This is a genomic window from Meridianimarinicoccus aquatilis, from assembly GCF_004358675.1.
GTDB classification, from domain to species: Bacteria; Pseudomonadota; Alphaproteobacteria; order Rhodobacterales; family Rhodobacteraceae; genus Meridianimarinicoccus; species Meridianimarinicoccus aquatilis.
In genome coordinates this window covers 1-26,047 of sequence record NZ_SMZO01000001.1, presented here as the reverse complement: position 1 = coordinate 26,047, position 26,047 = coordinate 1, and the positions used below count along the sequence as shown (strand labels likewise).

Here is a 26,047-nt window from a genome sequence, read left to right as displayed (position 1 = left end):
CTGTTCTTTGCACCAAGGCCTGTCTCGTAACCGCCCATCACCGGACCGCTTCGATTGGCCCCTCGGCACTGCCTGTGATGAACTGGCGCAAATAGGGGTCGTCCGCCGCATCCATGTCGCCTACGGGACCAGTCCACTGAATGACCCCGTCGTGCAGCATCGCCACCTTGTCGGCGATGGCGCGCACACTGGTCATGTCATGGGTGATGGTCATGGCCGTTGCGCCCATCTCGACCACGATCTCGCGGATCAGGTCGTTGATCACGCCAGACATGATCGGATCAAGCCCGGTCGTCGGTTCATCGAAAAAGATGATCTGCGGCTCCGCAGCGATTGCGCGGGCAAGTCCAACGCGCTTTTGCATGCCGCCTGACAATTCGCCCGGGTACTGGTCGGCCACTTTGGCTCTCAGCCCCACCCGGCGCAACTTATCAATTGCGATCTCGCGGGCCTCGCCCCGAGGGCGCTTCAAGCTTCCGCGCAGCAGTCGAAAGGCCACGTTTTCCCAAACGGTCATCGAATCGAACAGCGCGCCGCCCTGAAACAGCATCCCGAAATGGGACAAAAACGTGTCCCGGTGCGCCTGTTCCACGTCCTCGCCATTGACGAGGATCGTGCCGCTGTCTGGCTTGATAAGCCCCAGCACACTTTTCAATGTCACCGACTTGCCGGTTCCCGACCCGCCGATGATGACCATGCTTTTGCCCTTGGGAATGACCAAATCGACCCCGCGCAGAACCGCGAAATCCCCAAAGCTCTTACTGACGCCTCTAAGTTCAATCATGACCCGAAAAACGCCTCTGTCAGAAGATAGTTGGATGCGAGGATAAGAACCGAAGCGGCAACCACAGCCGATTTCACCGCAGCACCCACGCCCTGTGCGCCACGACCGGAGTGCATCCCGAAGTAACAGCCCATCAATGCGATCAGGAAGCCAAAGGCGGCCCCTTTTACAAGGCCCGACCCGACATCCCAGAATTGCAGGAAATCAAAGGTGTTCTTCAGGTAGGCAGCTTCATTGAAACCAAGCCGCGAGGTGCCGACAAGATAGCCGCCCATGATTCCGATCACGTCTCCGACTCCTACAAGCACGGGCACGGTCAACGTCGCAGCCAGTACGCGCGGCGCGGTCAGGTATTTCATCGGGTTGGTGGACAGCGTCACAAGCGCGTCGATCTGTTCGGTGACTTTCATCGTGCCGATTTCGGCCGCGATGGAACTGGCCACACGGGCAGCGACCATCAGCCCGCCCAGGACGGGGCCAAGCTCACGGGTCATGCCGATGGCCACAATCTGCGGAACCACCGATTCCGCTCCAAACCTGTTGGACCCTGCATAAATTTGCAACGCCAGCGCTGCGCCGGTGAACACGGCGGTCATGCCCACGACCGGCAGGCTCAGCCACCCGATCGCGATCACGGCATGCCAGAATTCACGTGGGTAATAGGGCGGCAAAAGAATGTGGCGCAGGGTCTGGCCGGTGAAAATCGACAACCGCCCGAGGGCGGCAATGGTGCGCAATGTGCTGCGCCCGATACTGGCGACAGGGGCTGTGACGTCCATGGTGATCCTTGTCTGGTCGCCGTCGTTCAATGTCGGCTGACCTTCAGTGGCTTATCGCCAAGCGTGCGTCTTGTCGAGATGGCGGTGATGGCTCAGGCTGGCGCGCCCGTTCGATAGCGGCGCGCATAGCGGCCGCCTAGCGATGTCAAAATCTCGTACCCGATCGTACCAGCGGCATCGGCCAGAACATCGACCCCTTGGTAGGGGCCCAAGATATCAAGAGCGTCCGGATCCGCGCCGTGCGCCTCGACATAGTCAGTGACATCCACGGTCAGCAAATCCATCGACACGCGCCCGGCAAGCGGGCAGGGGACCCCGCGCGCATGCAGAACCGCCGTGTTCGACATGGCACGGATCAGCCCATCGGCATATCCCGCCGCAAGCGTCGCAATTCGCGATGGGCGTGCGGCCACCCAGCTTGCGCCGTATCCAACGCTATCACCGGGGGCGGCATTGCGGCACTGGATCACTGGAATTGACAGCTCGGCCACCTGAAGTGCCGTGGAAAACGGTGCGCCGCCATACAGGCCGATGCCGGGGCGTGTCATATCAAAATGATAGTCTGACCCCAGCAGAATGCCCCCCGTGGCCGACAGGGACCGGCGAAGGCCCAGCCCGTTGGTCATCTCGGTGAATGTGGCAAGCTGTGCGGCGTTCTGCGGGTGCTGAGGCTCGTCAGCGCAGGCCAGATGCGACATCACCAACCAGGGTTTCGCGGCCAGGACGCTCTCGCGCAGCGCGGCGAAATCATCGGGTGCAATGCCGAGCCTTCGCATGCCCGAATCAAGCTGAATCCCGAACGGCGCGTCCGGCAGCTTCGCGCGATGCCGAGCCACTTGTTCGGGGCTGTTCAGCATGGGGATCAGCGCGTGATCCCGCAGGAGGCCAGTGTCCGTCGCCATATGCCCCGAAAACACACCGATTTCTGGCCCGCTGCCTAGTGCCTTGCGAAGGGCCACGCCTTCTTCGGCAACCGCAACGAAAAAGGTCCGCGCCCCGGCCTTTGCCAAGGCGGGGCCAACTTCTGCCACGCCCAAGCCATAGCCGTCGGCCTTGACCACGGCGGCGGTCTGGCAGCTTGCGCCGCTGCGGCGGTCAAGCGCTTGCCAGTTCTGGGCAAGCGCATCGAGGCGGATCGTCAGTGTCGGTGTTCCCATACAACGCACATGACCGAGCCGCGCGGGAAACGTCAAGCCAGCGCAGCGGGTGTTCTTTTCTTTGGGCGCATTCTCGTCTAAGTCCCGCCGGTGACGGAGGCCCCCATGACCCAGCTACGCTTGCACAACACCGCAACCCGCAAGGCGGAAGATTTCACGCCGATCGACCCGAACAACGTGCGGATGTATGTCTGCGGGCCCACGGTCTATGACCGTGCCCATCTGGGCAATGCACGCCCGGTGCTGGTGTTCGACGTGCTCTATCGCCTGTTGCGCCACATATACGGCGCGGATCACGTCACATATGTGCGCAACTTCACCGATGTGGACGACAAGATCATCGCCCGCGCGGCCGAGGCCGGGCGCGAGATTGACGCAATCACCACCGAGACCACCCGCTGGTACCTTGAAGACATGGCCGCTTTGGGCGCCATGGAACCAAGTGCCATGCCCCGCGCCACGCAGTATATCCCGCAGATGGTCGCGATGATCGAAGAACTGATCGCCAAAGGCAATGCCTATGCCGCCGAAGGGCACGTGTTGTTCGCGGTAGACAGCTATGCCGACTATGGCCGCCTGTCGGGCCGGTCCGTCGATGACATGATCGCCGGTGCCCGCGTCGAAGTCGCGCCCTACAAACGCAACCCGATGGATTTCGTGCTGTGGAAGCCCGCCAAGGATGGCGAGCCGGGTTGGGAAAGCCCGTGGGGCAGGGGCCGCCCCGGCTGGCATATCGAATGCTCTGCAATGAGCTATGAATTGCTCGGCGCGACGTTCGACATCCACGGCGGCGGCAATGATCTGATGTTCCCCCACCACGAAAACGAGATCGCCCAAAGCTGCTGCGCCCATCCCGGCGGAAGCTTTGCAAATGTATGGCTGCACAATGAAATGTTACAGGTCGAGGGCAAGAAGATGTCCAAGAGCCTTGGCAATTTCTTCACCGTCAAAGATCTGCTCGACAAAGGCTACCCCGGCGAAGTGATCCGCTTCGTGATGCTCAGCACCCATTACCGCAGGCCTATGGACTGGACAGAAAAGAAGGCGGAGGAGGCGGAAAAGACGCTTCGCAAATGGTATGCGCTGGCCTCATCTGCGCAGGCAGACGGTGCGCCCCCTGCGGCCGTTATCAATGCACTGGCCGACGATCTGAACACCCATAAGGCGTTGGCCGAATGCCACCAATTGGCGGCGGCGCAAGATGCGACCGCACTGCGTGCTTCGCTTGAACAACTCGGGTTAATCGGCGAAGAGGCGCCACGCTGGGCCGCTGAAGCCGAAGTTGATCTGTCCGCTTTTGAAACGCGACTGTCCGACTTGCGCATGGAAGCTATGGCATCAAAGGACTTTACCGGGGTCGATCAACTCAAAGCCGCGCTGATAGATGCCGGGGTCGAAGTCCAGATGAGCAAGGTAGGCGTGAGCCTGACACCTCAAGCCGGTTTTGACCCCGCCAAACTAGAGGCGCTGAAATGATCGCGTTGCACGCCGCCAGATACCCGTACAAGGGCAGCGCCCGGACCGGGGGCGCAGGCCGTTTTGCAAACCGTCCGGAGGACCGCCCATGACCCGCGAACGGCTCTATCTTTACGACACCACACTGCGCGACGGGCAACAGACCCAGGGCGTGCAATTCTCCACCCACGAAAAGCAACGCATCGCGGCGGTGCTCGACCAGCTTGGCGTCGATTACATCGAAGGCGGCTGGCCCGGCGCGAACCCCACGGACAGCGCCTTTTTCGACGCCGCCCCCCAAACCCGCGCACGGCTGACTGCGTTTGGCATGACCAAGCGGGCCGGGCGCTCTGCCGCGAATGATGACGTGCTGGCAGGCGTTCTGAACGCGGGCACTGGTGCCGTGTGCCTTGTGGGCAAGACCCATGATTTCCACGTCACTGCCGCTCTGGGTATCACGCTGGACGAGAACCTTGAAAATATCGCCGCTTCCATCGCGCATCTGGTGGCCGAAGGGCGCGAGGCGCTGTTCGATGCGGAACATTTCTTTGACGGCTATCGCGCTAATCCCGATTACGCCCTGGCCGCAATCCGTGCTGCCTTTGACGCGGGCGCGCGGTGGGTCGTGCTTTGCGATACCAATGGCGGCACGCTCCCGTCGGATATCGGGCGTATTGTGACCGAAGTGATCGCGGCGGGCATTCCGGGCACGTCGCTTGGCATTCACACCCATGACGACACCGGCAACGCGGTTGCGGGCAGTCTTGCCGCCATCGACGCCGGTGCACGGCAGGTGCAGGGCACACTCAACGGGCTGGGCGAGCGGTGCGGCAATGCCAACCTGACCACGCTGATCCCGACCCTGAAGCTCAAGGCGCCCTATGCGGATCAGTTCGAGATTGGTGTCACAGGCGATGCGCTGGCCGGATTGACCCGCGCCTCGCGCCTGCTCGACGATATCCTGAACCGCGTGCCGTTGCGCCCTGCGCCTTATGTCGGCGCATCGGCCTTCACCCACAAGGCGGGCCTGCATGCCAGCGCGATCCTCAAGGATCCCACGACCTACGAACATGTGGAGCCCAAGCTCGTGGGCAATGCCCGCGTCATTCCCATGTCTAATCAGGCGGGCCAGTCCAACCTGCGCCGCCGTTTGGCCGAAGCCGGGCTTGACGTGGCGCCCGGCGATCCGGCTCTGCTGCGCATCCTCGACCGGGTGAAAGACGCCGAAGCGCAGGGATATTCCTATGATACCGCGCAAGCCAGCTTCGAATTGATCGCCCGCGACGAGCTGGCGGCGCTGCCCCGCTTTTTCGAAGTGAAGCGTTACAAGGTCACGGTCGAACGGCGCAAGAACAAGTACGACCGCATGATTTCGCTGTCCGAAGCGGTCGTGGTCGTAAAGATCGGTGAGGAAAAAACCCTCTCCGTGTCCGAAAGCCTTGATGCCACTGGCAGTGATCGCGGACCGGTCAACGCGCTGTTCAAGGCGCTCAGCAAGGATCTTGGCCCCTATCAAAGCTATATCGAAGATCTCAAGCTCGTCGATTTCAAGGTGCGCATCACCAATGGCGGCACCGAGGCCGTCACCCGCGTCATCATCGACAGTGAAGACGGGCAGGGGCGGCGGTGGTCCACCGTGGGCGTGTCGCCCAACATTGTGGATGCCAGTTTTGAAGCGCTGCTTGATGCGGTGACGTGGAAGCTGGTGCGCGATGGTGCAGTGCCGCCGCAAACCATGACGGCCCGCGCCGGGCAGGCCGCCACATGAGCCTTGATGCCTGCGCGGGGCTGGTGGAACGTGGCGACCCGGACCGCTTTCGCACATTGCTGGCCGCGCCGCTTGAGGCGCGCAAACGTCTGTTGCCGATCTATGCTTTCAATGTCGAGGTCTCTCGTGCGCCGTGGCTCACCGAAGAAGCCATGATCGCCGAGATGCGCCTGCAATGGTGGCGCGATGTGCTCGAAGAGATCATCAATGGCGGGCAGGTGCGCCGCCACGAAGTCGCAACCCCGCTGTCAGACGTGATCGACGCCGAGGGCGCGCGCAGGCTTGATGCGTTAGTCGCCGCGCACCGGTGGTCCTGCTATCGCGATACGTTCGAAGACGACGCTGCCCTGATCGCCCATATTGCGGCCACCGGGGGGGGGCTGATGTCCGTTGCTGCACGCACTCTGGGCGCAAAAGACACCCAAGTGGCCGAAGATGCCGGTTTTGCCGCAGGCCTCGCCGCGTGGTTCCTTGCTGTCCCGGATTTGGAAGAACGCGGCCGCCGACCGCTGGTGGATGGTCGGCCCCAAGCTGTCGCGGCTCTCGCGCAAGAGGGTCTCACCCGGCTTGCCCGCGCTCGCAAAGCTCAGGGGGCTGTGCCAAAATCCGCAAAGCCCGCCCTTTGGCCCGCATGGCGTGCCAAGGCGCTTTTGAGCCGCGCGTCAGCCGTTCCAGCCCGCGTGGGCGACGCCACCCTGCCGGAAGCCGAGGCGCGCAAACGCTGGGGCCTGTTGGTCACCGGGCTGACAGGCCGGATATAGACCGACAGGGACCTGCTTAATCGGCGGGCCGAAGCACAAGCCAGATCAATGCGCCGCCCGCAAGGGTCAAAAACGGCACCATGGCATAGTTCACTGCAGACCATCCAGCTTCGGTGCTGCCCCCGGTGCAGTTCATCAACCCGCCTGATGCAAGGGATGCCAGCGTCACGCAGCCGAACACGATCATGTCGTTCAACCCCTGAACGCGGCCCCGCTCTTCAGGGGCATGGGCGCTGGCCAGCATCGTGGTCGCGCCGATGAACCCAAAGTTCCATCCAATCCCCAACAGGATCAACGCGATAAAGAAGTTCTCGATCTCGACACCCTGCAAGGCAACCACGCCGGCCCCTGCCAGAATGGCCAGCCCCAGCGCGACAATCCGGGTGGCGCCGAACCGCGCGATCAAATGTCCGGTGAAAAAGGACGGGGCGAACATTGCCAGCACATGGCCCGTTACCACGTCGGCGGCCAACCCTTCGCTGAACCCGCAGCCGACCACAGCCAAAGGGGTGGAGGTCATGACAAGGTTCATCAACGCATAGCTGACCATGGCACAGATCACGGCGACGCCGATCACCGGATCGCGCAACAACTGCATCCGCGTGCGTGCTGGGGCGGCCCCTGCCACTGGCGGCGGTGGTTTGGGCAAGTCCAGCGCAAGAAACAGCAGCATCCCAACGAGGTTGATCACGATCACCGCCGCATAGGTGCCAAGAAAGGGAATCGCTGTCGCCCCGACCGTCACCTTGACCAATTGCGGGCCAAGCACTGCTGACACTAGCCCCCCGGCCATGACATAGGAAATCGCCTTGGGCCTAAACGCATCCGACGCGGTGTCAGCCGCAGCAAAGCGGAAAAAACCCTGCGCACTCATATAGATGCCCGTCAGATAGCTACCCAGCAGGAACAGTGTGAAAGATCCCTGCGACAAAGCAAAAACACAGACCAGCGCGCCCAGCAATCCGCCAAGCGCGCCGATCATGAACCCCACGCGCCGCCCGGCGCTTTGCATGACCGAACTCAGCCAAGGCGCCGTCGTCATGGACCCGAACACGATCAATGAAATAGGCAGCGTGGCCAGACAGGCATTCGGCGCCAGCATTTGCCCCGCCAAACCGCCGATCACGAAGATCATCGGCATCTGGCTCCCGATCAACGCCTGCGCTGCGACCAGCACGGCAACGTTGCGGCGCGCACGGCGATCCGGCGCGGGGTGAGGCGGCAATTCAGGGTCGATTGGGTGGGGTATGTCGGTGCTCATACCCTGCCAATATACCCGGCAGAGGCAATGGGAAAGATGCCGTCAGCGCGTCGTGTTGGCACGAAGCGATGGCACCGGCCAAGAGCGTTCCCCAAGTGTGCGAATGCGTGATCCACGGATACGATCTTTGATGCACCTCAGGGTTGATCGGACCTGCGAAGCGAAAGCTGGATCAGCCAAGTCCCCAAAATGACGGTTAACTAAAATTCAAGATACTGGTGCGGAAGAAGCGCTCTTGAGCGGGTCGAGTGTTGATCCGGGCGTTCTGCAAATTTAAGCTACGTAGGGGAAGCCGATTGATGTGATGCCAGGCAAGTAGGGTGCCGTCTAGATGACACCCACCCGGTCGAGAGGAGATTTATCGTGACGTATTTCAAATCAACTTGCACAGCTTTCGCTCTGTCTGTGGCGCTTGCGGCGCCTGCAAAAGCGACGCTTGTGGATATCACCAATTGCGGCGCAACCGCCGTGGCCTGCACCATTACCACGACCCCACCCAACCCCATCGCGAAAGACCCAAATGACGGCGTACTGTTGGCTTGGGATGAAGTTCAGAACTTTACACTTACAGCTGATTTGCGCGTTGATCGGGTCTTCGACACCAGTGCAAGTTTCATCACCACTGCGCCAGGCGGGGATTACTACATCAAAGCCGGAACTGTCGTGTCCAGCCACTATATTCAGTGGGACCCTGCGCCCGGTGGCCAAGCCGTAACCGCTAAAATCACGCTGGACAGTCAGGTTTTTGCATTCATGACTTCGGACCAGAATATGTTCGACAGCGATGCGCAACTTGGCCTGCCCGGCTTGTCGTACAACAACTTTACGGCCAGGGGCTTGGAATCCAATGATACAACTGTTTTTGACGGAAACTCGGTTGATATCCGTTGGCAGGCGACCAGCCCGGGTGACTGGACGCGTTTGATCACGGCCTATTCCCCTGCCGCCGAGGTCCCGGTACCCGCCTCGCTGCCATTGTTGGCCGGGGCACTTGGATTGGCGGGCTTCGTTGGCCGACGTCGGCGCAAATAATCAATCCGCCCGAGCACGGCTAGATACTGTTTCGCCGTGCTCGGAGTCTGAAGCCCATCATTGGTTTCGCAAAGACCCTCAAATGTCCGAGCCACAAATCTGACTCGGAACGTGCAGAACGGTGGGCAAAGCCCTCCTGTCGCCCTCACACCCGGTCGATCAGATGGGCAAACGATCCCATGACACTGCTCTCGCGCAAACCCATCGCGGGCAGGGGCGCCCCTTCTGCATCTTGAGCTTCAAAAACCGCCGTGCCGTCTGCGCGAAGGGTCGTGGCATAGTGAAACTCGTGGCCCGCCCAATCTCCTGAAATCGGTCCACATGCGGCGCCGCCCTGCAAATGCCGATACCCCAGATGCAATTTGCGCGAGGCGAAGCTTGTCTCCAGCCGCAGCAAGCCGGCCATCTCGTGCCGCACACCCTGCGCATCGATCAGCCCATCGCCCAGCACCATGTACCCACCGCATTCGCCATAAATCGGCACGTCCGATGCCGCGCATCTGTTCAGGCTCGCCTTGAAACGCGCTGCGGCCGCCACGCGCCCGGCGTGCAACTCAGGGTATCCGCCGGGCAGAAACACAAACCCGGCTTGCTCTGGTACAGGCTCGTCATCGAGCGGTGAAAACGGGATCACCTCTGCCCCAAAGCTGCGCCAATCATCCAACATATGCGGGTAGGTAAACCCAAAGGCCACATCCTGCGCCACGGCGATCTGCTGTGCGGGCGGGTGCATTCGCAAGCCGTTGCGCGACGATGTCTGCGGCGCGGGAAGGGGCGCAGCAAGCCGGGTTAGCGCATCAAGATCAAGGGCGCTTGTCATGATGTCCGCGGCCCGCTCCAGAAATGCCTCCAGATCGCCGCGCTCCTGAGCCTGCACCAATCCCAGATGCCGCGAGGGCGTTTCAAGCGTCCCGTCGCGTGGAACGGCCCCCAGAACCGAAATGCCCAGCGGCGCAAGCGCACGGGTTAGCATCGCCGCATGGCGCGGGCTGCCCACCCGGTTCAGAATTACGCCCGCGATCCGAACCTCTGGCTCGAACCGGGCAAACCCGGCAACCAGCGGCGCAACCGATTGGGCCATGCGCGCTGCGTCCACCACCAACACGGTCGGCAGATGCAAGGCGCGGGCCAGGTCTGCGCTCGAGCCGCGCCCGTCGGGCGGCGCACCGTCGAACAGACCCATGGCCCCTTCGGCAATCAAAAGCCCCGGCCCGGCGGCCAACGAGCAAAGCCGGTCCGGCCCCATGGCAAAAGCATCAAGGTTCAGACACGGCGCGCCGCCACAGGCCGCTTCGTGGAATTTCGGGTCGATATAGTCAGGCCCGGATTTCACCCCGCGCACGATATGCCCGGCCCGGTGCAGCGCCCGCAACAGCCCAAGCGTGACGGTGGTCTTGCCGCTGCCAGAAGAGGGCGCCGCTATTAAAAGCCCGCGCCCGACGGCTTGGTCTGGTGGGGGCACATGGGTCATACGCGTGCCATACAAAAGCCATACGCGAATCCGACGGGCGTTTTCACCGGATCAAGACGCCTCTGCAGGGCGACCTCGATCCAGCGGATCAAGGCTGCGCGGCGGAACGCCAGCGGCCAGACTTTGCCAGTCCAAGGTCTGCCGCATCAGAACAGCTCGGCCCACACAAATCACGGCAGGTGGTGCTAGATTGGCGGTTACGACATCCGCCGCGCAGCGGGCCAGCGTGGTTTCCAGAACTTGTTGATCAGGCAGGCTGGCCTGCGTCACAACGCCGACAGGATCGTTCGGATCACGGCCACCTGCGATCAACTCCGAGGTGATTTTTTCTATATGTTTCATGCCCATATAGATCACCAGAACATGCGCGGCCTGTGCCAGAGCGGTCCAGTTTACGGCCCCCGGTGCATTGCCGCTTTGATCATGTCCTGTGACAAAGGCCACGGTCTGGTTCACGTCGCGGTGGGTCACTGGAATGCCCGCATAGGCCAGACCGCCGATGCCCGCCGTGATGCCCGGCACGATGCGAATGGGCACCCCGTGTTGCACCAGCGTTTGTGCCTCTTCCCCGCCGCGCCCAAAGACAAAAGGGTCACCCCCCTTAAGTCGCAAAACCCGCTTTCCGGCCCGCGCCAAATCGACCAACCTCAGGGATATATCCCGTTGAATAGCCGACGGTTTTCCGCCTCGCTTGCCAGCATAAATCTGCTCGGTTTCAGGCCCGGCAAGGTCCAGAATGGCGGTGTTGCACAGTGCGTCATAGACAATCACATCCGCCTGCTGCAGCGCCCGTGCCGCGTGCAGTGTCAGCAGGCCCGGATCACCCGGCCCGGCACCGCAAAGCCAAACCCAGCCGGGTAACAAGTCGGGCCAATCATGGCCTGCAAGAAAGGGCGATTCACTCATATCCGCGTTATGGCCCGATTTTTCCAAGCAAGAAAGAGCAACACCGTCGCGCCTTGTGCCGAATGCGGCATGCAGCGGCGCGTTGCGTTGGGCCGCACCCGGCGTCATACTTTGCGAATGAATGCCGATCCTCCAAAGTTGCGCCGTGGCTGGACCACAGGTGCCTGCGCGACCGCCGCCACGTGGGGGGCGCTTGAACGGCTATGGGGCGGAGCCTTTCCCGCGCAGGTGCAACTGACCTTGCCGCGCGGCGAAACCCCTGTTTTTGCTATTGAAAACTGCGATGTGGGGCCGGGATGGGCGGCGTGCAGTGTCGAAAAAGACGCGGGCGACGATCCGGATGTGACCCATGGTGCTATGATCCGCGCCTCGGTCCGCGACGCCGGGCAAGGCGTGACATTTCGGGCAGGGCCGGGCGTGGGCACGGTAACCCGTGCCGGTCTTCCGATCAATGTGGGGGAACCCGCCATCAACCCCGTGCCCCGCCAGATGATGTCCGAAGTGGTCGCGGGCCTTGCGGAACGGCACGGCAGGCTGGGCAATGTCGAAATCACGATCAGCGTGCCCGGCGGAGAGACTTTGGCCGCCAAGACATGGAATCCTCGGCTTGGCATCGAAGGCGGTCTGTCGATTCTTGGCACAACAGGTGTTGTCCGGCCGTTTTCGTGCGCTGCATGGATCGCCTCGATTCACCGCGGCATTGATGTCGCCGTGGCGGGCGGCCTGCCACATGTGGCGGGATGCACTGGTGCGACCAGTGAAAAAGTGGTGCAAGAGATGTTCGCCCTTCCAGATCACGCGATGCTGGACATGGGTGATTTCGCGGGTGGTCTGCTGAAGTACCTTGCTGCGCACCCCGTGGCGCGGCTGACGGTCGGTGGCGGGATAGGAAAAATGACGAAACTGGCACAGGGCGCGCGGGATCTGCATTCGCGCCGGTCGACGGTGGATTTTGCCCGGCTTGGGGTCATGGCGCGGCAAGCCGGTTTGCCCGATGTTTCCGGCGCAAACACGGCGCTTGAGGCGGTGCAGATAGCGGGCCCAGGCCTTGCTGTGCTTGTGGCTGAGGCGGCCCGCGAACAGGCGCAGCAGATCCTTGGGGCGGCTCCGGTAACTGTGGATACTGTTGTCATTGATCGTGCAGGCACGGTGCTGGGGCGCGCGGGATGACATTGAAGGTCCTGCTGCTCGCGGGCACGGCGGAAGGGCGGGCCATTGCCAAGGGCCTGTCGGAGATGCCCGGCGTGTCGGGCATGGCGTCACTGGCCGGTGCTGTGCGAGCACCCGCGCCTTTGCCGATCCCGACCCGGATCGGGGGCTTTGGCACAGCAGAGGGCTTTGCACAGGTTCTACATGCCGAACGTATCGGGCTGGTTGTTGATGCGACCCATCCATTTGCCCACCGCATCAGCGCCCGCAGTGCGCGGGTTTGCGCAGAGCAGGGCATTGCATACCTGCAAGTTCTGCGACCGGAGTGGGTGGCGGGGCCGGGCGATGCGTGGACCATGATCCGCCGTGAAGAAGACGCCGCGCAACACATCGCACCAGGGTCCTGCGTCTTTCTGGCGACCGGAAGGCAAACTTTGGGCGGTTTTGAAAATCTGACTGGCCGCCGCTTGATTTGCCGCCAGATCGACCCGCCCGACGACGCGTTTCCCTTTCCCGGCGGTGAGTATCTTGTGGGGCGTCCGCCGTTTTCGGTTGAAGACGAAATCGCGCTATTCTCTCGACTGAACGTGGATTGGTTGGTGGTCAAAAACGCGGGCGGTGCAGCGAGTCGGTCAAAACTGGACGCGGCCCGCGCACTGGGAATGCCCGTGGCCATGATCACCCGTCCGTCGCCACCTGATGCTGAAAGCGTCACCACCGTGGAGGCCGCGCTGGCCCGCATTAAGGAGCACGCATGGACGAACGCATCATCCTGACGCCTGCCTGTGTGGCCGAAGGTGCGGCTTATCTGTGCCGGATCGAGCCGCGGTTTGCGACCGCGATGGACCTTGTTGGGCCGCTGCCCTTGCGTCGGACCGATGGCGGCTTTGCCGCGCTTCTGTCAGCTATTGTCAGCCAGCAGGTATCGGTCGCATCGGCCAACGCGATCTGGGCCCGGATGGAGGCGGCGGGTGCAACCACGCCCGATGCCATTGCAGCGATGGAAGACGAGGCCCTGCGCGCCTGCGGCCTGTCGCGGCAAAAGATGCGATACGCCCGTGCTTTGGCGGATGCGGGCATCGACTTCGACGCGTTGATTGATGCGCCAAGCCCCGATGTGGTGGGCACGCTCGTCGCTGTTCCGGGCATCGGCACATGGACCGCCGAAATCTATGCGATGTTCTCGCTTGGCCGGGCCGATGTCTTTGCGCCAGGTGATCTTGCCTTGCAGGAAGCAGCGCGGCTCATCTTCGGGTTATCCGAACGACCGCGCGAAAAAGCCTTGCGCGACATGGCAAAAGCTTGGTCGCCCTGGCGTGCGGTTGCGGCGCGGCTGCTCTGGGCCTACTACGCTTGGGACAAACAGCGAGAGGGCATTCGATGACACGCGCACTCGAATCGGGGCGACGCGCTCCAGATAGTGGCATAACCAAATCCGTCGTCGTGTTCTTGCACGGCTATGGGGCTGACGGAAACGACCTTTTGGGGTTGGCGGAACCTTTAGCGCCGCACATGCCGGACACGGTGTTCATCGCGCCAAATGCACCTGAACGCAGCACGGCGAACCCGATGGGGTTCCAGTGGTTTCCGATTCCCTGGATTGACGGCTCATCAGAAGAAGAAGCGGCAAACGGCCTGGTGTCTGCAGCGGCCGATCTGAACGCATTCCTTGACGGAGTTTTGGAAGACGAAGGCATCACACCGGATCGTCTTTTCCTGATCGGATTCTCGCAAGGAACGATGATGTCGCTTCACGTCGCGCCGCGACGGGATGCTCCGATCGCAGGAATTGCCGGTTTTTCGGGCAGATTGCTTGAGCCGGAATTGCTTGAGGACGAAGTTCGCAGCCGTCCGCCTGTGCTTCTTTTGCACGGCGATCAGGATGATGTGGTGCCGCCGCAATCCCTTCCTGATGCAGCAAATGCGCTGACTGCTGCGGGATTTGAGGTTTTTGCCCATGTAATGAAGGGCACGGCTCATGGGATTGCGCCCGATGGGCTGAGCGTTGCGCTGGCCTTCATGCGCGATCGTCTGGGACTTGAAGCCAGTCAATAACGTCATGCGGGCGTTACATCGCCGCTGTAGGTGATTTTGACATCTAGTGTGTGGGGCTTGTCAGAAGGTCAACGCCATATATAGTCAAAGTCACCGTTGGGGCGGGTCGTCCCGCCCCTGGTCCGAATGGGCAAGCAGGGCAGGGACGTGATCACCGATGAATGCTGAGTTTCGAACCAATTTTGTCAGGGAACCAAACAGCCTGAAGCACCACCCCGCACTTGTTCTGAATGCGGATTACAGGCCCCTCTCTTATTACCCATTGTCGCTTTGGCCTTGGCAGGATGCGATCAAGGCGGCGTTTCTCGACAGGGTCGATATCATTGCCGAATACGACAAGGTTGTTCGAAGCCCCACGACCGAGATCCGCATCCCCTCGGTCGTTGTGCTCAGAGAATTTGTAAAACCCCAAAAGCGCGTGGCCTTCACGCGCTTTAATCTTTTTTTGAGGGATGGGTTTTCATGCCAGTATTGCGGCGCGACGGGTGATTTGACCTTTGACCACGTGATCCCGCGTGCTCGCGGCGGTGTGACGAGCTGGGAAAATGTTGTTGCCGCGTGCGGGCGCTGCAACCTTGCCAAAGGGTCCAGATCGCTAAAGCAGGTGGGTTTCACTCTGCGCAAGCCGCCCCGCCAACCGTATGCCGAAGAGTTGCGAAACCATGGGCGCAAGTTCCCGCCGAACTATCTGCACCATACTTGGCTTGATTTTCTCTATTGGGATGCGGAACTTGACGGCTGAACGGGTAATCTGACACCTTTGGTACAGTGTTGCGCTGTTACCAATGTGCAGTGTGACTACTTGTCGGTTCGAAAAACTCTGCTAAGGACAGGGCTATCGGAAACTGTTTGCGCTATCACAGCGGCCGGGACGGCCATGATCGCGCAAGCCTCGATGCGAAGGTGTTCATATGGTTTCTCGCGTAATCCCGGTCGATACGTTCGATCTTGTGATTTTTGGGGGCACTGGCGATTTGGCGCGCCGCAAGATTTTGCCCGGTCTGTTCCGGCGATTTGCGGCTGGGCAAATGCCTGAGGCTGCGCAGGTAATCGGGGCAGCCCGGTCCGATATGGATGTGACGGAGTATCGGTCTATGATCCGTGATGCGCTGAAGGAATTCAGCGATAAGGCGGAACAAGGCGACGACGTTATTGATGGCTTTCTGGAGCATATCGACTACGCGCAAGTGGATGCGCAGGGCGATGACGGATGGGACGCATTGCGCGAAAAGTTGCGTGATGGTGTCGTGCGCGCGTTCTATTTCTCTGTTGCCCCGTTCTTGTTCGGCGATATTGCCGAGCGACTGAAAACCCGCGGCCTGTCCGACGATCAAAGCCGCATCGTGGTGGAAAAGCCCTTTGGCCGCGACCTTGAAACAGCGCGCTCGTTGAACCGGACTTTAGCTACTTTTTTTGACGAGGGTCAGATTTACCGGATCGACCACTACCTTGGCAAAGAGACCGTGCAGAACCTCATGGCGGTCAGGTTTGGCAACATCCTGTTCGAACCCCTGTGGAATTCGCAGTTCATCGATCATGTTCAGATCACCGTGGCCGAGACCGTCGGGGTTGGCGGGCGCGGAAGTTATTACGACAAATCAGGCGCCATGCGGGATATGGTGCAGAACCATCTCATGCAGTTGTTGTGCCTGATCGCGATGGAGCCTCCGGCCCGTTTCGAACCGGACGCGGTTCGCGATGAAAAACTTAAGGTAATCCGCGCTCTGGAACCCGTAGCGCCGAACGAAGTTGTTCGCGGCCAGTACGAAGGGGCCGAAGGCGAAAATTATGTGGATCATGCCGAGGATCCGCGCAGCACTACGGAAAGCTTTGTGGCGATGAAAGTCCAAGTGGCCAACTGGCGCTGGCAAGGAACGCCCTTTTATCTTCGGACAGGAAAGAAGTTGCGCTCGCGGGTGTCTGAGATCGTTGTGCGGTTTCGTGAACCGCCGCATTCGATCTTTGGCAAAGATGCAGGAGGGCGGGCCAATGAACTTGCTATCCGCCTTCAGCCTGACGAGGGAATGGACCTGCGCGTGACGATCAAAGAACCGGGGCCGGGCGGTATGCGCTTGGTTGATGTGCCGCTTGATATGACCTTTGCCGAGGCACTTGGCCCGGATGCCGAAGAAGTGCCAGACGCTTACGAACGGCTGATCATGGATGTGATCCGTGGTAACCAGACCCTGTTCATGCGAGGCGACGAAGTCGAAGCCGCATGGGCTTGGACAGACCCGATCATTGCGAATTGGGAAGAGGCAAAAGTTCGCCCGGCCAAATACGACAGTGGCACATCAGGGCCGGAGGCATCGCTTGAACTGTTGCACCGGGACGGACGCAGATGGCGGGACATACGCACATGAATTTGGTCGAATACCCCGATCGCGATATGATGATGATGGATCTGGCCGACACGTTGGCCAGCGACCTGAACAACGCCTTGATGTCCAACGACAAGGTTAGCTTCGCGGTCCCCGGTGGTACGACCCCCGGCCCGCTCTTTGATACGCTTAGCGCTGTGCGGTTGGATTGGGACCGTGTGACCGTTCTGCTTGGCGATGAAAGATGGGTGCCTGAAACATCGGAACGATCCAACGCACGGTTGGTGCGTGCACGCCTTTTGACAGGCCACGCCGCCACGGCCCAATTCTTGCCCTTCTACACCGACGGACTGGAGCCTGACGAGGGTTTGCAAGCCGTGAGTGCCAAGCTGACGCCTATGCTCCCGCTGTCGGTCTTGGTGCTTGGTATGGGGGCGGACATGCACACGGCTTCGCTGTTTCCCGGGTCGGAACAACTGGCCAGCGCCGTTGCATCCGACGCGCCGCCGGTAATGGCCGTGACTGCGCCGGGGCAACCGGAACCACGTGTCACGCTTACAGGCCCGGTACTGAGTGGTGCGATGAGCACACATGTGGTGATTACTGGCGCCGCGAAGCGTGCTGCGGTAGAACGCGCCGAAAGCCTTGATGACCCGCTCGTCGCCCCGATATCGCTTATTTTGAAGACCGCCACGGTCCACTGGGCCGAATAAAGTGGCGCAGACCTTGCCGGAGAACACTGCCATGACCGATTTCTGGGGCGAATTGGCCCGTTACCAAGCCACCGTCGAAGGCCGTTCTATATTGGCATTGTTCGACGACCCGTCGCGCCCGGCTGAGTTTTCCATACGTTTCGGCGACATGTTGTTCGACTATTCCAAGACCAACCTCGACACTACGGCGATGGGCCTGTTGTGGGGTCTGGCAGAAGCGGCTGACGTTCCCGCGCGCCGGGATGCGATGTTCGCTGGTGAAGCGATCAACGAAACCGAAGGGCGTGCCGTGCTTCACACGGCCTTGCGCAACGTCGATGCATCGGTTGTTGTCGATGGCCAAGACGTGATGCCCGAGGTCCGCGCGACACTGGACCGGATGGAACGTTTTTGCGAGGAGGTGCGCTCAGGTCAGTTCAAAGGCCAGGGCGGTGCAATTACCGATGTCGTGAATATAGGTATCGGCGGGTCGGATTTGGGTCCGGCGATGGCGGCGCTTGCGCTGCGCCCGTGGCATGACGGGCCGCGCACGCATTTCGTGTCCAACGTGGATGGCGCACAGATTGCCGAAGTTTTACAGGGTCTTGATCCTGAAACGACTCTCGTGATTGTCGCCTCCAAGACCTTCACGACCATTGAGACGATGACCAACGCCGAAACGGCGCGCCGCTGGATGGCGGAACGGGTTTCTGACCCGGCTGCGCAGTTCGCTGCCGTGTCTACCGCGGCGGAAAAGACTGCGGCGTTTGGCATTGCCCCAGAGCGTGTCTTTGGTTTCGAAGACTGGGTCGGCGGACGCTATTCCATGTGGGGGCCGATCGGGCTGGTCTTGATGCTGGCTGTTGGTGGTGACAATTTCCGGGCGTTTCTCAAGGGCGGCGCGGCCATGGATACCCATTTCCGCACGGCGCCCTTATCCGAAAACCTGCCGGTTCTTCTGGCCTTGGTCGGGATTTGGCACCATCAGATTTGCGGTTATCCCAGCCGTGCGGTTTTGCCGTACGATCAACGCCTTGCCCGCCTTCCGGCCTATCTGCAGCAGTTGGAAATGGAAAGCAACGGCAAGCGCGTGGCGATGGATGGTAGCGACCTTCCGCGCGTTTCTGGACCCATCGTCTGGGGCGAGCCGGGGACCAATGGTCAGCACGCCTTTTATCAGTTGATCCATCAGGGAACTGGGGTTGTTCCATGTGAATTCATGGTTGCAAAGCAAGGGTTTGAGCCGGATCTGGCGCATCAGCACCGCTTGTTGGTGGCGAACTGTCTGGCGCAATCTGAAGCGTTGCTGCGGGGCCGGTCACTGGACGAGGCGCGGGATATCATGGCCGCGAAGGGCTTGACGGGTGACGAGTTGGAACGTCAGGCGCGGCACCGGGTGTTCCCCGGGAATCGTGTGTCCACCACGCTGGTCTATCCTCAACTGACGCCGGAAATCTTCGGGAGTATCATAGCCTTGTACGAACACCGCGTGTTTGTCGAAGGGGTGATCCTTGGGATCAACTCGTTCGATCAATGGGGTGTGGAGCTGGGCAAAGAGCTCGCGACGGCGCTGGGGCCGGTGCTGGACGGCACACAAAGCACCGATGGCAAGGATGGGTCCACAGCACAGCTTGTGGCGTACCTTACCGGAAACTAAAGGCAGCGCACGCCGCGTCGGTATTACGTCGGTATCGCATCGGTAACATGTCGGTGCGGTGCCGCTGCTCAGCCGGGAATGTCGAAGCATGGCGGGGCCAGTGTGAAGCCTTCGAATTGAAACCCCGGCGACACTGTGCAGCCCACGAGAGTCCAATCGCCGGTGGTTTCTGCGGCCTGCCAATGGCCGGTGGGCACGATGCCTTGCGGCTGGTGCCCTGCGAGAAGATCCGGGCCGAGCGTCAGGGTCTGAGCAGGGCCAGCATCGCCCGCTGCGGTCCGCAAAAGCAGGGGCGCACCCGCGTGGAAATGCCAGATCTCGGTCGCGTCCACTTTGTGCCAGTGGCTGGGAAAACCGCCCCTCAGCAAAAAGTAGATCGCGGTACCTGCGGGCCGTTCACCCGGCGCAGCGTCTGCTACCCAAGTTTGCCGGTAATACCCGCCTTCAGGGTGTGGTGCGAGATCGAGCGCGGTGATGATGTCATCTGCTGTCATGGGGGCAGGGTACCCGGTCTGGCCCCCTGTGCAATGACCCGAGGCGAGGCTAGGCTGATTTCTTGACGAATTCACACAAGATCACGATGTGCTGCCCGTTCACGCGGCCTTCGATCTGGGCGGCGTTGTCGGGCACCAACGAGATGCCGCGCACGGCTGTGCCGCGCTTTGCGGTGAAGCCGGCGCCTTTGACGTTGAGATCCTTGATCAGGGTCACCGTATCGCCTTGCGCAAGCACCACGCCGTTGCTGTCTTTGTGGGTCACGTCAGGCGCGTCGAAAGACAGCCCGTCTTGCGCCCACGCTTCGGTTTCGGGGGCGAGATAGACGGTTTCCAAGATGTCCCGTGCCCAGATCGTGTCGTCAAGCGCCGTCAGAAGACGCCACGCGACAACCTGAACTTCGGAGCGTTCTGACCAGATTGCATCCCCAAGACAACGCCAGTGCGGCTTGTCCTGAATGTCACCGGCTGCGCCGGTCGTGCAAACCGGGCAGAGCGTTACCAAAGTGTCACGGGGAGTGACGGGCAGGGGCGCAAGGTCGTCTGCCGCGCCGCACAGATCGCAAGTCGGGGAAAGAGAGGTCATCTCGCGCCTTTGTCGGGTTCAATGGGGTTCGGTGACCTAGACTGCCCTGCGACGGCAAAGCAAGGGGGAGTGCCGTCGCAGAGCGTTCCTGGTGATCAGTCCGTAGCCTTTTGGCGCGTCGCCGGGTGCAGCGCGGTGCCAAGGATATGGCTTGAGCGGTTGATCACATGCCCGGCTTGCCCGACGATCAGCGGATCTGGTGCGCCGACCAATTCTTCGTCTTTGTCCGGGTAGTCCAGCGAGGCCAGAAAATGCCGCATGCAGTTCAGGCGGGCGCGTTTCTTGTCGTTGGATTTGATGACGGTCCACGGGGCATCGGCGGTGTCGGTGTAGAAGAACATCGCTTCTTTGGCTTCTGTGTAATCGTCCCATTTCTCGAGGCTGGCCTTGTCTATTGGCGACAGCTTCCATTGCTTGAGCGGGTCGGTTTCGCGGCTGGCAAAGCGTGCATGCTGTTCTTTTTGCGTCACCGAGAACCAGTATTTGTAGAGCCGGATACCAGAGCGCACCAACATGCGTTCGAGTTCAGGGGTTTCGCGCATGAATTCGAGGTAATCGTTGGGGTCGCAAAAGCTCATCACCCGTTCGACGCCCGCGCGATTGTACCAAGACCGGTCATAGAACACCATTTCACCATTGGTGGGCAGGTGTTTGATGTAGCGCTGGAAATACCACTGGCCGCGTTCTTCGTCGGTGGGTTTGTTCAGCGCGACAACGCGGGCAAGGCGCGGATTGAGGTGTTCTGTAAAGCGCTTGATCGTGCCGCCCTTACCCGCAGCATCGCGGCCTTCAAAGAGCAGCACGAACTTTTCGCCGGTTTCCTGTGCCCAAAGCTGAACCTTGAGCAACTCGGCCTGAAGCTGCGCCTTGGTCTTTTCGTAATCGCGGCGCCCCATACGGGTGCGATAGGGGTAGCGCCCCCCTTCGAAGGCCAAGCGCACCTGTTCGGGTGTCGGATTTGCCGAGGGCGCTTTTTCAGCGGCAGGTGTTGGGGCTGCCGTGTCGTTGTTTGCGACGGGTTCAGGTGTTTGGCTCAGGTCGGTCGTAACCGTTTGATCAGCTTTCATGCGCAACTCCTTTTGCGCTTGCGTAACCGCATTTCTGATTTTGAGCCTTGATCCGGATCAACGTATTGGCGTGTTTCGGGCTGTTGGGCGAGATTAGGCCGACCAGAAGCGAGCAGGTGACACTGTCAGGGTCACTGTTCCGGCTGGACAGTCTTTTGACCCCGATATCGCACAAAGAAAAAGGGCGAGCCTGAAGCCCGCCCTTATGTGCATTTCAAAGGGGTATTACATTAGCCTTTGAGGATCGAACGGCCCGCGTATTCGGCGGTTTCGCCCAGCATTTCTTCGATGCGGATCAGTTGGTTGTATTTGGCCAGTCTGTCGGACCGCGCCAACGAGCCGGTTTTGATCTGGCCGCAATTGGTGGCCACGGCGAGGTCGGCGATGGTGGCGTCTTCGGTTTCGCCGGAGCGGTGGCTCATCACGTTGGTATAGCGTGCGCGGTGGGCCATATCGACGGCCTTGAGCGTTTCGGACAAGGTGCCGATCTGGTTTACCTTGACCAGCATGGAGTTTGCGCAACCGCGTGCGATGCCATCGGCCAGACGCACAGGGTTGGTCACGAACAGATCGTCGCCCACAAGCTGCACCTTGTCGCCAAGCGCGTCGGTGAGGGCTTTCCAGCCGTCCCAGTCATCTTCGGACATACCGTCTTCGATCGAGATGATCGGATAGTCGTCACAGAGTTTGGCAAGGTAGGCGACGTTTTCATCGGAGCTGAGCGAAGCGCCTTCGCCCTTCATCTCGTATTTGCCGTTCTTGTAGTATTCGGTCGCCGCGCAATCCATGGCGAGATAGATGTCGTCGCCCGGCTTGTAGCCCGCCTTTTCGATGGATTTCAGGATGAAATCAAGTGCGTCGCGGGTGGACGAGATGTTGGGTGCAAAGCCGCCTTCGTCGCCGATGCCAGTGGACAAGCCCGCCGCAGAGAGTTCTTTTTTCAGGGTGTGGAACACTTCGGAGCCCATGCGCACGGCGTCGGCGATGTTGTTCGCGCTGACCGGCATGATCATGAATTCCTGAATGTCGATCGGGTTGTCGGCATGCTCGCCGCCGTTGATGATGTTCATCATCGGAACGGGCAGGATGCGCGCCGAGGTGCCGCCCACATAGCGATACAGTGGTTGGCTGGTCACGTCAGCGGCGGCGTGCGCAGCGGCCAGTGAGACGCCGAGAATGGCATTTGCGCCAAGGCGTGCTTTGTTGGGTGTGCCGTCGAGTTCGATCATCAGTGCGTCGATGGAGGCCTGTTCGGTCACGTCCATGCCGACGAGGCTTTCGGCCAGCTCGCCATTTACAGCGGCCACGGCGTCAAGAACGCCTTTGCCCATGTAGCGGCTTTTGTCGCCGTCCCGTTTTTCGACGGCTTCGTGGGCACCGGTTGATGCGCCAGACGGCACAGCAGCCCGGCCCAGGGTGCCGTCTTCGAGGATCACGTCGACTTCGACGGTGGGGTTGCCACGGCTGTCGAGAATTTCGCGGCCGATAATGTCGATGATAGTGCTCATGAATACGTCCTTGTTGGCGCTAACGATGGTCGTTCTGCCACTGTTTAACGCGGCGGCATCGACGTGGCTAGGGGGCGCGCGGCACTGCGGCGAAGGCGTTGTTCGCGCAAGAGCGTATAAAGCCCCGAGCTGATGATGATGGAAGCGCCGATCAACGTCCAGTGGTCGGGCATTTCGCCGAAGACGGCGATACCGATTCCAATCGCGAAAATCAGGCGGGAATAGCGAAAGGGTGTGACCACGGCCACGTCGCCCATGCGGACAGCTGAGGTCAGGGCATAATAGCCAAGCATTCCAGCAATAAGCGCGCCAAGCAGATACCCACTTTGACCGAGTGTGGGTAGTTGCGGCCCGTCCCCGAAGGGAAGCAGAAGTAGCCCGGCAATGGGCATCATGCCGAACCCGTATGCCGACAGAACGATCGACGAGATGCCGGTCGGTGCCACGCGTGTGCACAGATCCCTTGTGGCCAAGGCGATCACAGAGCCGACGGCAAAGAGGGATGCGGGCTGAAACCCCGCCAGTCCGGGACGCACGACCATCAGCACACCAACGAAGCCCACAAGAATCGCTGTCCAGCGGAGCCAGCCCACAGGCGCGCCGAGAAACACCGCGGCCCCAAGGGTGACGGCAAGTGGGGTCGCTTGCAAAATAGCCGAGGCGCTGGCCAGTGGCGTCAGCGTAATCGCTGTCACGAAGCAGACTGTACCGATCATTTCGCCAAGGTTGCGCAGCATCATGGTGCGCGTGAACATCGCCGGGGCGAACAGGCTATCGCCGCGAAGCACGGCCCAAAGGCCGAATATTGCGGTTCCACCAATGCCAAGAACAAGCAGGATCTGGCTTGTGGGCAGGTTCGCCGACACAAGTTTTATGAACATGTCCTCAAGCGCGAAGCCACCCATGGCGGCCACCATGAAGAGGATGCCGTTAATGTTTTCCATGCCGATTACCTTGTGGAGTGTGGTTTCGGCGTAGCGGCTTTTCCGAGGTGGCGCCAGTGGGGCGCGACCGAAATGTCGGCGCCCTTGGATTACGATCAGGCGGCGTGTTTGACGGGCAATTCTGCATCGACGGTGTCGCCAGTGACCACGGTCACATCGTCAATCCCGAGAAACCCCAGAACGTGGCGCAGATACCCGGTCGCGAAGTCGAGGTCAGAGCCGATTTCTGTTCCACCAGAGGCGACGGCGATCACCGCGCGCTTGCCGGTCAACAGGCCCTTTGGCCCTTCGGCGGTGTAGTTGAACGTGCGTCCGACCCGCGCCACCTGATCGACCCAGGCCTTGAGGGCGGCAGGCACGCCGAAGTTGTAGATCGGGGTGCCGATGACAATCGTGTCGGCGCGTTCCAGCTCGTCAACTAGGCTGTCGGACAGAGCCAGTTTTTCGCGCTGAGCGGTGGTTCGGTCTGCAGGTGGGGTGAAGGTTGCGCCCACCCATGTTTCGTCGATGAAGGGCAGCGGCGTGCCCAGATCACGGCGGGTGACGGTGGCAGGGCCATCGGAAATGCGACTGACGACATTCGCGCTGAGGGTGCGCGTTGCGGACCCGATTGTACGGGCAGAGGCGTCGATGTGCAAAATGCGGGTCGGGGCCGATGGGGTGTGTGTAAGGGTCATGTGTCATACTCCGATCAAGGTGTTTGACACAGGTGTACACTGTGCAGAAATATATGAAATGGCCGCTCACGCACTGCATTTGTGCATTTATGCGGAGTTGAGGTTAATCCTTTTTGGGAACCCCGTAGAGTTCCATCCGGTGGCCCATCAGTCTGTATCCGAGTTTGCTGGCGATCCGTTCTTGAAGCTCTTCGATTTCGGGGTCGACGAACTCAATCACCTTGCCGGTGTCCAGATCTATCAGATGATCGTGATGCTCGCGCTCGGCGGATTCGTACCGCGCCCGGCCATCACCGAAGTCAACTTTTTCAAGAATTCCAGACTCTTCGAGCAGTTTGACGGTCCGATAGACGGTTGCAAGCGAGATGCGTGGATCGGCCGCCGACGCGCGGGCATGCAATTCTTCCACATGTGGGTGGTCGCGGGCACGGTCCAAAACGCCGGCAATCGTGCGGCGCTGTTCCGTCATGCGAAGGCCCTTTTGTTCACAGCGGGCAATGATCGTGCGGGGCATCAGCCGTTCCGTTTTGTGGTCTCATGGTTTTACGGGATGACGGCGCCCGGCTCTAGCAAAAAAACCGCGCAGTCAGGTTCCGCAGAACGTTGCCTGCACTTCTTGCGCGGGTTTCGGGGGGGCGGTCAGGTCATCAGGGGCTGGATCGAACGGATGGGCCAGCGCGTCGTTCAGGCGTTGGAAGGGCGCGAAATCGCCGTCCAGTGCGGCGGCAATCATCGCTTCGATCTGGTGGTTGCGCGGGATCAGGGTTGGGTTTGCGCGGGCCATGGCGTCGGTATCTGCGCCGCCTTGCGCGGCATGCCGTTCGTTCAGCTTGGCAGCAATCGGATCGAAGGTGGCAGGGGTTCTGAAGGCGGTTGTTGCGGTGCCCTGTGCCAGCCCTGCGAAGGTATTGGTGAAATCCGCGCCGCCCGCCTGCATGGCAGCCAGCAGGGCATTGATCAGCGCGCCGTCTTCTTCGGGCGTGCCGATATCCCGCAGGCCCAGTTTCGCGCGGAAGACGCTGAGCCATTTTTCTGCGAAAAGATCCGGGAAGCGGTGCACGGCTTGGGTTGCCTTTGCGACAGCCGTGTCTGGGTCGGTATCTATCAGGGGCAGCAGGCAGGTTGCAAATTGCGCAATGTTCCACACCGCGATGTCGGGCTGCTGGTCATAGGCATAGCGCCCGAACCGGTCGATGGAGGAAAACACCTTGCCCGCTTCGAACCTGTCCATGAAGGCGCAGGGGCCATAGTCGATGGTTTCGCCCGAGATTGCGCAATTGTCGGTGTTCATGACGCCGTGGATGAACCCAACGCCCAGCCAGCGGGCGATGAGCCCCGCCTGCGCGTCGATCACCGCGGTCAGAAGGCCAAGCGCCCCGTCTGCATCGGGATAATGGCGCGCGATAGCGTGGTCTGTCAGCAGGCGAATTGCCTCTTCATCGCCGCGGGCGGCAAAGTATTGGAAAGTGCCAACGCGCAGGTGGCTGCTTGCGACGCGGGTCAGCACCGCGCCCGGCATCGGG

General features: G+C 60.9%; 26 protein-coding genes. 12 read left to right on the top strand and 14 right to left on the bottom strand.

The genetic code is table 11. The features are described from left to right. Nucleotides 1–37 precede the first annotated feature (37 nt). The 3 genes from E2L05_RS00130 to alr all read right to left on the bottom strand — a co-directional run bounded on the left by E2L05_RS00130 (nucleotide 38) and on the right by alr (nucleotide 2,720). The gene (locus E2L05_RS00130; protein WP_133340867.1) at nucleotides 38–784 is read right to left on the bottom strand and encodes an ABC transporter ATP-binding protein; all 747 of its coding nucleotides are present in this window, start codon (nucleotides 782–784) and stop codon (nucleotides 38–40) included. Further along, nucleotides 781–1,563: an MlaE family ABC transporter permease gene (locus E2L05_RS00125; RefSeq protein ID WP_133340866.1), complete on the bottom strand. Its 783-nt coding sequence runs from the start codon at nucleotides 1,561–1,563 to the stop codon at nucleotides 781–783. The genes E2L05_RS00130 and E2L05_RS00125 overlap by 4 nt, the downstream gene beginning before the upstream one ends. Nucleotides 1,564–1,655: 92 nt before the next feature. Beyond that, the gene (gene alr / locus E2L05_RS00120) at nucleotides 1,656–2,720 is read right to left on the bottom strand and encodes an alanine racemase (protein ID WP_133340865.1); all 1,065 of its coding nucleotides are present in this window, start codon (nucleotides 2,718–2,720) and stop codon (nucleotides 1,656–1,658) included. 105 nt (nucleotides 2,721–2,825) lie between these two features. Here alr and cysS point away from each other — a divergent pair, with 105 nt between their 5' ends. From cysS to E2L05_RS00105, 3 genes are all read left to right on the top strand, one after another. Beyond that, complete coding sequence (cysS, locus tag E2L05_RS00115) at nucleotides 2,826–4,196, top strand: cysteine--tRNA ligase (RefSeq protein WP_133340864.1); 1,371 nt, start codon at nucleotides 2,826–2,828, stop codon at nucleotides 4,194–4,196. Between the two features lie 88 nt (nucleotides 4,197–4,284). Further along, entirely contained in the window at nucleotides 4,285–5,943 is a 1,659-nt protein-coding gene (gene cimA, locus E2L05_RS00110) for a citramalate synthase (RefSeq protein WP_133340863.1), read from the top strand. After that, complete coding sequence (locus tag E2L05_RS00105; protein WP_133340862.1) at nucleotides 5,940–6,704, top strand: squalene/phytoene synthase family protein; 765 nt, start codon at nucleotides 5,940–5,942, stop codon at nucleotides 6,702–6,704. The genes cimA and E2L05_RS00105 overlap by 4 nt, the downstream gene beginning before the upstream one ends. A 16-nt stretch (nucleotides 6,705–6,720) precedes the next feature. Here E2L05_RS00105 and E2L05_RS00100 read toward each other — a convergent pair whose 3' ends face one another. Beyond that, complete coding sequence (locus tag E2L05_RS00100) at nucleotides 6,721–7,965, bottom strand: MFS transporter (RefSeq protein ID WP_133340861.1); 1,245 nt, start codon at nucleotides 7,963–7,965, stop codon at nucleotides 6,721–6,723. A gap of 363 nt (nucleotides 7,966–8,328) precedes the next feature. Here E2L05_RS00100 and E2L05_RS00095 point away from each other — a divergent pair, with 363 nt between their 5' ends. Next, nucleotides 8,329–8,997 carry a PEP-CTERM sorting domain-containing protein gene (locus E2L05_RS00095; protein WP_133340860.1) on the top strand — a complete coding sequence of 223 codons (669 nt, stop codon included), beginning with the start codon at nucleotides 8,329–8,331 and terminating at the stop codon, nucleotides 8,995–8,997. Nucleotides 8,998–9,142: 145 nt separating this feature from the next. Here E2L05_RS00095 and E2L05_RS00090 read toward each other — a convergent pair whose 3' ends face one another. Continuing rightward, nucleotides 9,143–10,468: a cobyrinate a,c-diamide synthase gene (locus tag E2L05_RS00090; protein WP_133340859.1), complete on the bottom strand. Its 1,326-nt coding sequence runs from the start codon at nucleotides 10,466–10,468 to the stop codon at nucleotides 9,143–9,145. Nucleotides 10,469–10,519: 51 nt separating this feature from the next. Continuing rightward, complete coding sequence (cobA, locus tag E2L05_RS00085) at nucleotides 10,520–11,374, bottom strand: uroporphyrinogen-III C-methyltransferase (RefSeq protein ID WP_133340858.1); 855 nt, start codon at nucleotides 11,372–11,374, stop codon at nucleotides 10,520–10,522. Between the two features lie 117 nt (nucleotides 11,375–11,491). Here cobA and E2L05_RS00080 point away from each other — a divergent pair, with 117 nt between their 5' ends. From E2L05_RS00080 to pgi, 8 genes are all read left to right on the top strand, one after another. Then, nucleotides 11,492–12,544, top strand: a complete 1,053-nt coding sequence (locus E2L05_RS00080) for a cobalt-precorrin-5B (C(1))-methyltransferase (protein WP_133340998.1) — start codon at nucleotides 11,492–11,494, stop codon at nucleotides 12,542–12,544. Between the two features lie 2 nt (nucleotides 12,545–12,546). Further along, complete coding sequence (locus E2L05_RS00075; RefSeq protein ID WP_133340997.1) at nucleotides 12,547–13,299, top strand: cobalt-precorrin-6A reductase; 753 nt, start codon at nucleotides 12,547–12,549, stop codon at nucleotides 13,297–13,299. Continuing rightward, nucleotides 13,278–13,907 (top strand): DNA-3-methyladenine glycosylase family protein, encoded by a 630-nt coding sequence (locus E2L05_RS00070; protein ID WP_133340857.1) that lies wholly within the window; start codon nucleotides 13,278–13,280, stop codon nucleotides 13,905–13,907. The genes E2L05_RS00075 and E2L05_RS00070 overlap by 22 nt, the downstream gene beginning before the upstream one ends. Next, nucleotides 13,904–14,578 carry an alpha/beta hydrolase gene (locus tag E2L05_RS00065; protein ID WP_133340856.1) on the top strand — a complete coding sequence of 225 codons (675 nt, stop codon included), beginning with the start codon at nucleotides 13,904–13,906 and terminating at the stop codon, nucleotides 14,576–14,578. Before E2L05_RS00070 ends, E2L05_RS00065 begins: the two co-directional genes overlap by 4 nt. Before the next feature lie 157 nt (nucleotides 14,579–14,735). Next, nucleotides 14,736–15,320, top strand: a complete 585-nt coding sequence (locus E2L05_RS00060; RefSeq protein WP_133340855.1) for an HNH endonuclease — start codon at nucleotides 14,736–14,738, stop codon at nucleotides 15,318–15,320. A 169-nt stretch (nucleotides 15,321–15,489) separates the two neighbouring features. Next, nucleotides 15,490–16,941, top strand: a complete 1,452-nt coding sequence (gene zwf, locus E2L05_RS00055) for a glucose-6-phosphate dehydrogenase (RefSeq protein ID WP_133340854.1) — start codon at nucleotides 15,490–15,492, stop codon at nucleotides 16,939–16,941. Beyond that, nucleotides 16,938–17,612, top strand: a complete 675-nt coding sequence (pgl, locus tag E2L05_RS00050; RefSeq protein WP_133340853.1) for a 6-phosphogluconolactonase — start codon at nucleotides 16,938–16,940, stop codon at nucleotides 17,610–17,612. The genes zwf and pgl overlap by 4 nt, the downstream gene beginning before the upstream one ends. A gap of 31 nt (nucleotides 17,613–17,643) precedes the next feature. Further along, nucleotides 17,644–19,248: a glucose-6-phosphate isomerase gene (gene pgi / locus E2L05_RS00045; protein WP_133340852.1), complete on the top strand. Its 1,605-nt coding sequence runs from the start codon at nucleotides 17,644–17,646 to the stop codon at nucleotides 19,246–19,248. Between the two features lie 68 nt (nucleotides 19,249–19,316). Here the strand turns inward: pgi and E2L05_RS00040 are convergent, their stop codons facing one another. The 8 genes from E2L05_RS00040 to E2L05_RS00005 all read right to left on the bottom strand — a co-directional run. Next, entirely contained in the window at nucleotides 19,317–19,742 is a 426-nt protein-coding gene (locus tag E2L05_RS00040; protein WP_133340851.1) for a cupin domain-containing protein, read from the bottom strand. A gap of 49 nt (nucleotides 19,743–19,791) precedes the next feature. Beyond that, complete coding sequence (locus tag E2L05_RS00035; RefSeq protein ID WP_133340850.1) at nucleotides 19,792–20,328, bottom strand: alkylphosphonate utilization protein; 537 nt, start codon at nucleotides 20,326–20,328, stop codon at nucleotides 19,792–19,794. Between the two features lie 95 nt (nucleotides 20,329–20,423). Further along, on the bottom strand, nucleotides 20,424–21,395 hold the full coding sequence (gene ppk2 / locus E2L05_RS00030) for a polyphosphate kinase 2 (RefSeq protein WP_133340849.1): 972 nt from the start codon (nucleotides 21,393–21,395) through the stop codon (nucleotides 20,424–20,426). A gap of 230 nt (nucleotides 21,396–21,625) precedes the next feature. Then, nucleotides 21,626–22,903 (bottom strand): phosphopyruvate hydratase, encoded by a 1,278-nt coding sequence (gene eno, locus E2L05_RS00025; RefSeq protein ID WP_133340848.1) that lies wholly within the window; start codon nucleotides 22,901–22,903, stop codon nucleotides 21,626–21,628. Between the two features lie 44 nt (nucleotides 22,904–22,947). Then, nucleotides 22,948–23,847, bottom strand: coding sequence for a DMT family transporter (locus E2L05_RS00020; protein ID WP_133340847.1), 900 nt, complete (start codon nucleotides 23,845–23,847; stop codon nucleotides 22,948–22,950). 95 nt (nucleotides 23,848–23,942) lie between these two features. Beyond that, nucleotides 23,943–24,524 carry an FMN-dependent NADH-azoreductase gene (locus tag E2L05_RS00015; protein WP_133340846.1) on the bottom strand — a complete coding sequence of 194 codons (582 nt, stop codon included), beginning with the start codon at nucleotides 24,522–24,524 and terminating at the stop codon, nucleotides 23,943–23,945. A 103-nt stretch (nucleotides 24,525–24,627) separates the two neighbouring features. Then, nucleotides 24,628–25,038 (bottom strand): Fur family transcriptional regulator, encoded by a 411-nt coding sequence (locus tag E2L05_RS00010; RefSeq protein WP_133340845.1) that lies wholly within the window; start codon nucleotides 25,036–25,038, stop codon nucleotides 24,628–24,630. 72 nt (nucleotides 25,039–25,110) lie between these two features. Beyond that, nucleotides 25,111–26,047: protein adenylyltransferase SelO family protein (locus E2L05_RS00005; RefSeq protein WP_208016198.1), on the bottom strand; the 937-nt coding region annotated here is incomplete at its 5' end.

What these genes read in the sequence shown, in the direction of transcription:
- E2L05_RS00130 (WP_133340867.1), bottom strand. Translation starts at nt 784, where the DNA reads ATGATTGAACTTAGAGGCGTCAGTAAGAGCTTTGGGGATTTCGCGGTT.
- E2L05_RS00125 (WP_133340866.1), bottom strand. Translation starts at nt 1,563, where the DNA reads ATGGACGTCACAGCCCCTGTCGCCAGTATCGGGCGCAGCACATTGCGC.
- alr (WP_133340865.1), bottom strand. Translation starts at nt 2,720, where the DNA reads ATGGGAACACCGACACTGACGATCCGCCTCGATGCGCTTGCCCAGAAC.
- cysS (WP_133340864.1), top strand. Translation starts at nt 2,826, where the DNA reads ATGACCCAGCTACGCTTGCACAACACCGCAACCCGCAAGGCGGAAGAT.
- cimA (WP_133340863.1), top strand. Translation starts at nt 4,285, where the DNA reads ATGACCCGCGAACGGCTCTATCTTTACGACACCACACTGCGCGACGGG.
- E2L05_RS00105 (WP_133340862.1), top strand. Translation starts at nt 5,940, where the DNA reads ATGAGCCTTGATGCCTGCGCGGGGCTGGTGGAACGTGGCGACCCGGAC.
- E2L05_RS00100 (WP_133340861.1), bottom strand. Translation starts at nt 7,965, where the DNA reads ATGAGCACCGACATACCCCACCCAATCGACCCTGAATTGCCGCCTCAC.
- E2L05_RS00090 (WP_133340859.1), bottom strand. Translation starts at nt 10,468, where the DNA reads ATGACCCATGTGCCCCCACCAGACCAAGCCGTCGGGCGCGGGCTTTTA.
- cobA (WP_133340858.1), bottom strand. Translation starts at nt 11,374, where the DNA reads ATGAGTGAATCGCCCTTTCTTGCAGGCCATGATTGGCCCGACTTGTTA.
- E2L05_RS00080 (WP_133340998.1), top strand. Translation starts at nt 11,492, where the DNA reads ATGAATGCCGATCCTCCAAAGTTGCGCCGTGGCTGGACCACAGGTGCC.
- E2L05_RS00070 (WP_133340857.1), top strand. Translation starts at nt 13,278, where the DNA reads ATGGACGAACGCATCATCCTGACGCCTGCCTGTGTGGCCGAAGGTGCG.
- E2L05_RS00065 (WP_133340856.1), top strand. Translation starts at nt 13,904, where the DNA reads ATGACACGCGCACTCGAATCGGGGCGACGCGCTCCAGATAGTGGCATA.
- E2L05_RS00060 (WP_133340855.1), top strand. Translation starts at nt 14,736, where the DNA reads ATGAATGCTGAGTTTCGAACCAATTTTGTCAGGGAACCAAACAGCCTG.
- zwf (WP_133340854.1), top strand. Translation starts at nt 15,490, where the DNA reads ATGGTTTCTCGCGTAATCCCGGTCGATACGTTCGATCTTGTGATTTTT.
- pgl (WP_133340853.1), top strand. Translation starts at nt 16,938, where the DNA reads ATGAATTTGGTCGAATACCCCGATCGCGATATGATGATGATGGATCTG.
- pgi (WP_133340852.1), top strand. Translation starts at nt 17,644, where the DNA reads ATGACCGATTTCTGGGGCGAATTGGCCCGTTACCAAGCCACCGTCGAA.
- E2L05_RS00040 (WP_133340851.1), bottom strand. Translation starts at nt 19,742, where the DNA reads ATGACAGCAGATGACATCATCACCGCGCTCGATCTCGCACCACACCCT.
- E2L05_RS00035 (WP_133340850.1), bottom strand. Translation starts at nt 20,328, where the DNA reads ATGACCTCTCTTTCCCCGACTTGCGATCTGTGCGGCGCGGCAGACGAC.
- ppk2 (WP_133340849.1), bottom strand. Translation starts at nt 21,395, where the DNA reads ATGAAAGCTGATCAAACGGTTACGACCGACCTGAGCCAAACACCTGAA.
- eno (WP_133340848.1), bottom strand. Translation starts at nt 22,903, where the DNA reads ATGAGCACTATCATCGACATTATCGGCCGCGAAATTCTCGACAGCCGT.
- E2L05_RS00020 (WP_133340847.1), bottom strand. Translation starts at nt 23,847, where the DNA reads ATGGAAAACATTAACGGCATCCTCTTCATGGTGGCCGCCATGGGTGGC.
- E2L05_RS00015 (WP_133340846.1), bottom strand. Translation starts at nt 24,524, where the DNA reads ATGACCCTTACACACACCCCATCGGCCCCGACCCGCATTTTGCACATC.
- E2L05_RS00010 (WP_133340845.1), bottom strand. Translation starts at nt 25,038, where the DNA reads ATGCCCCGCACGATCATTGCCCGCTGTGAACAAAAGGGCCTTCGCATG.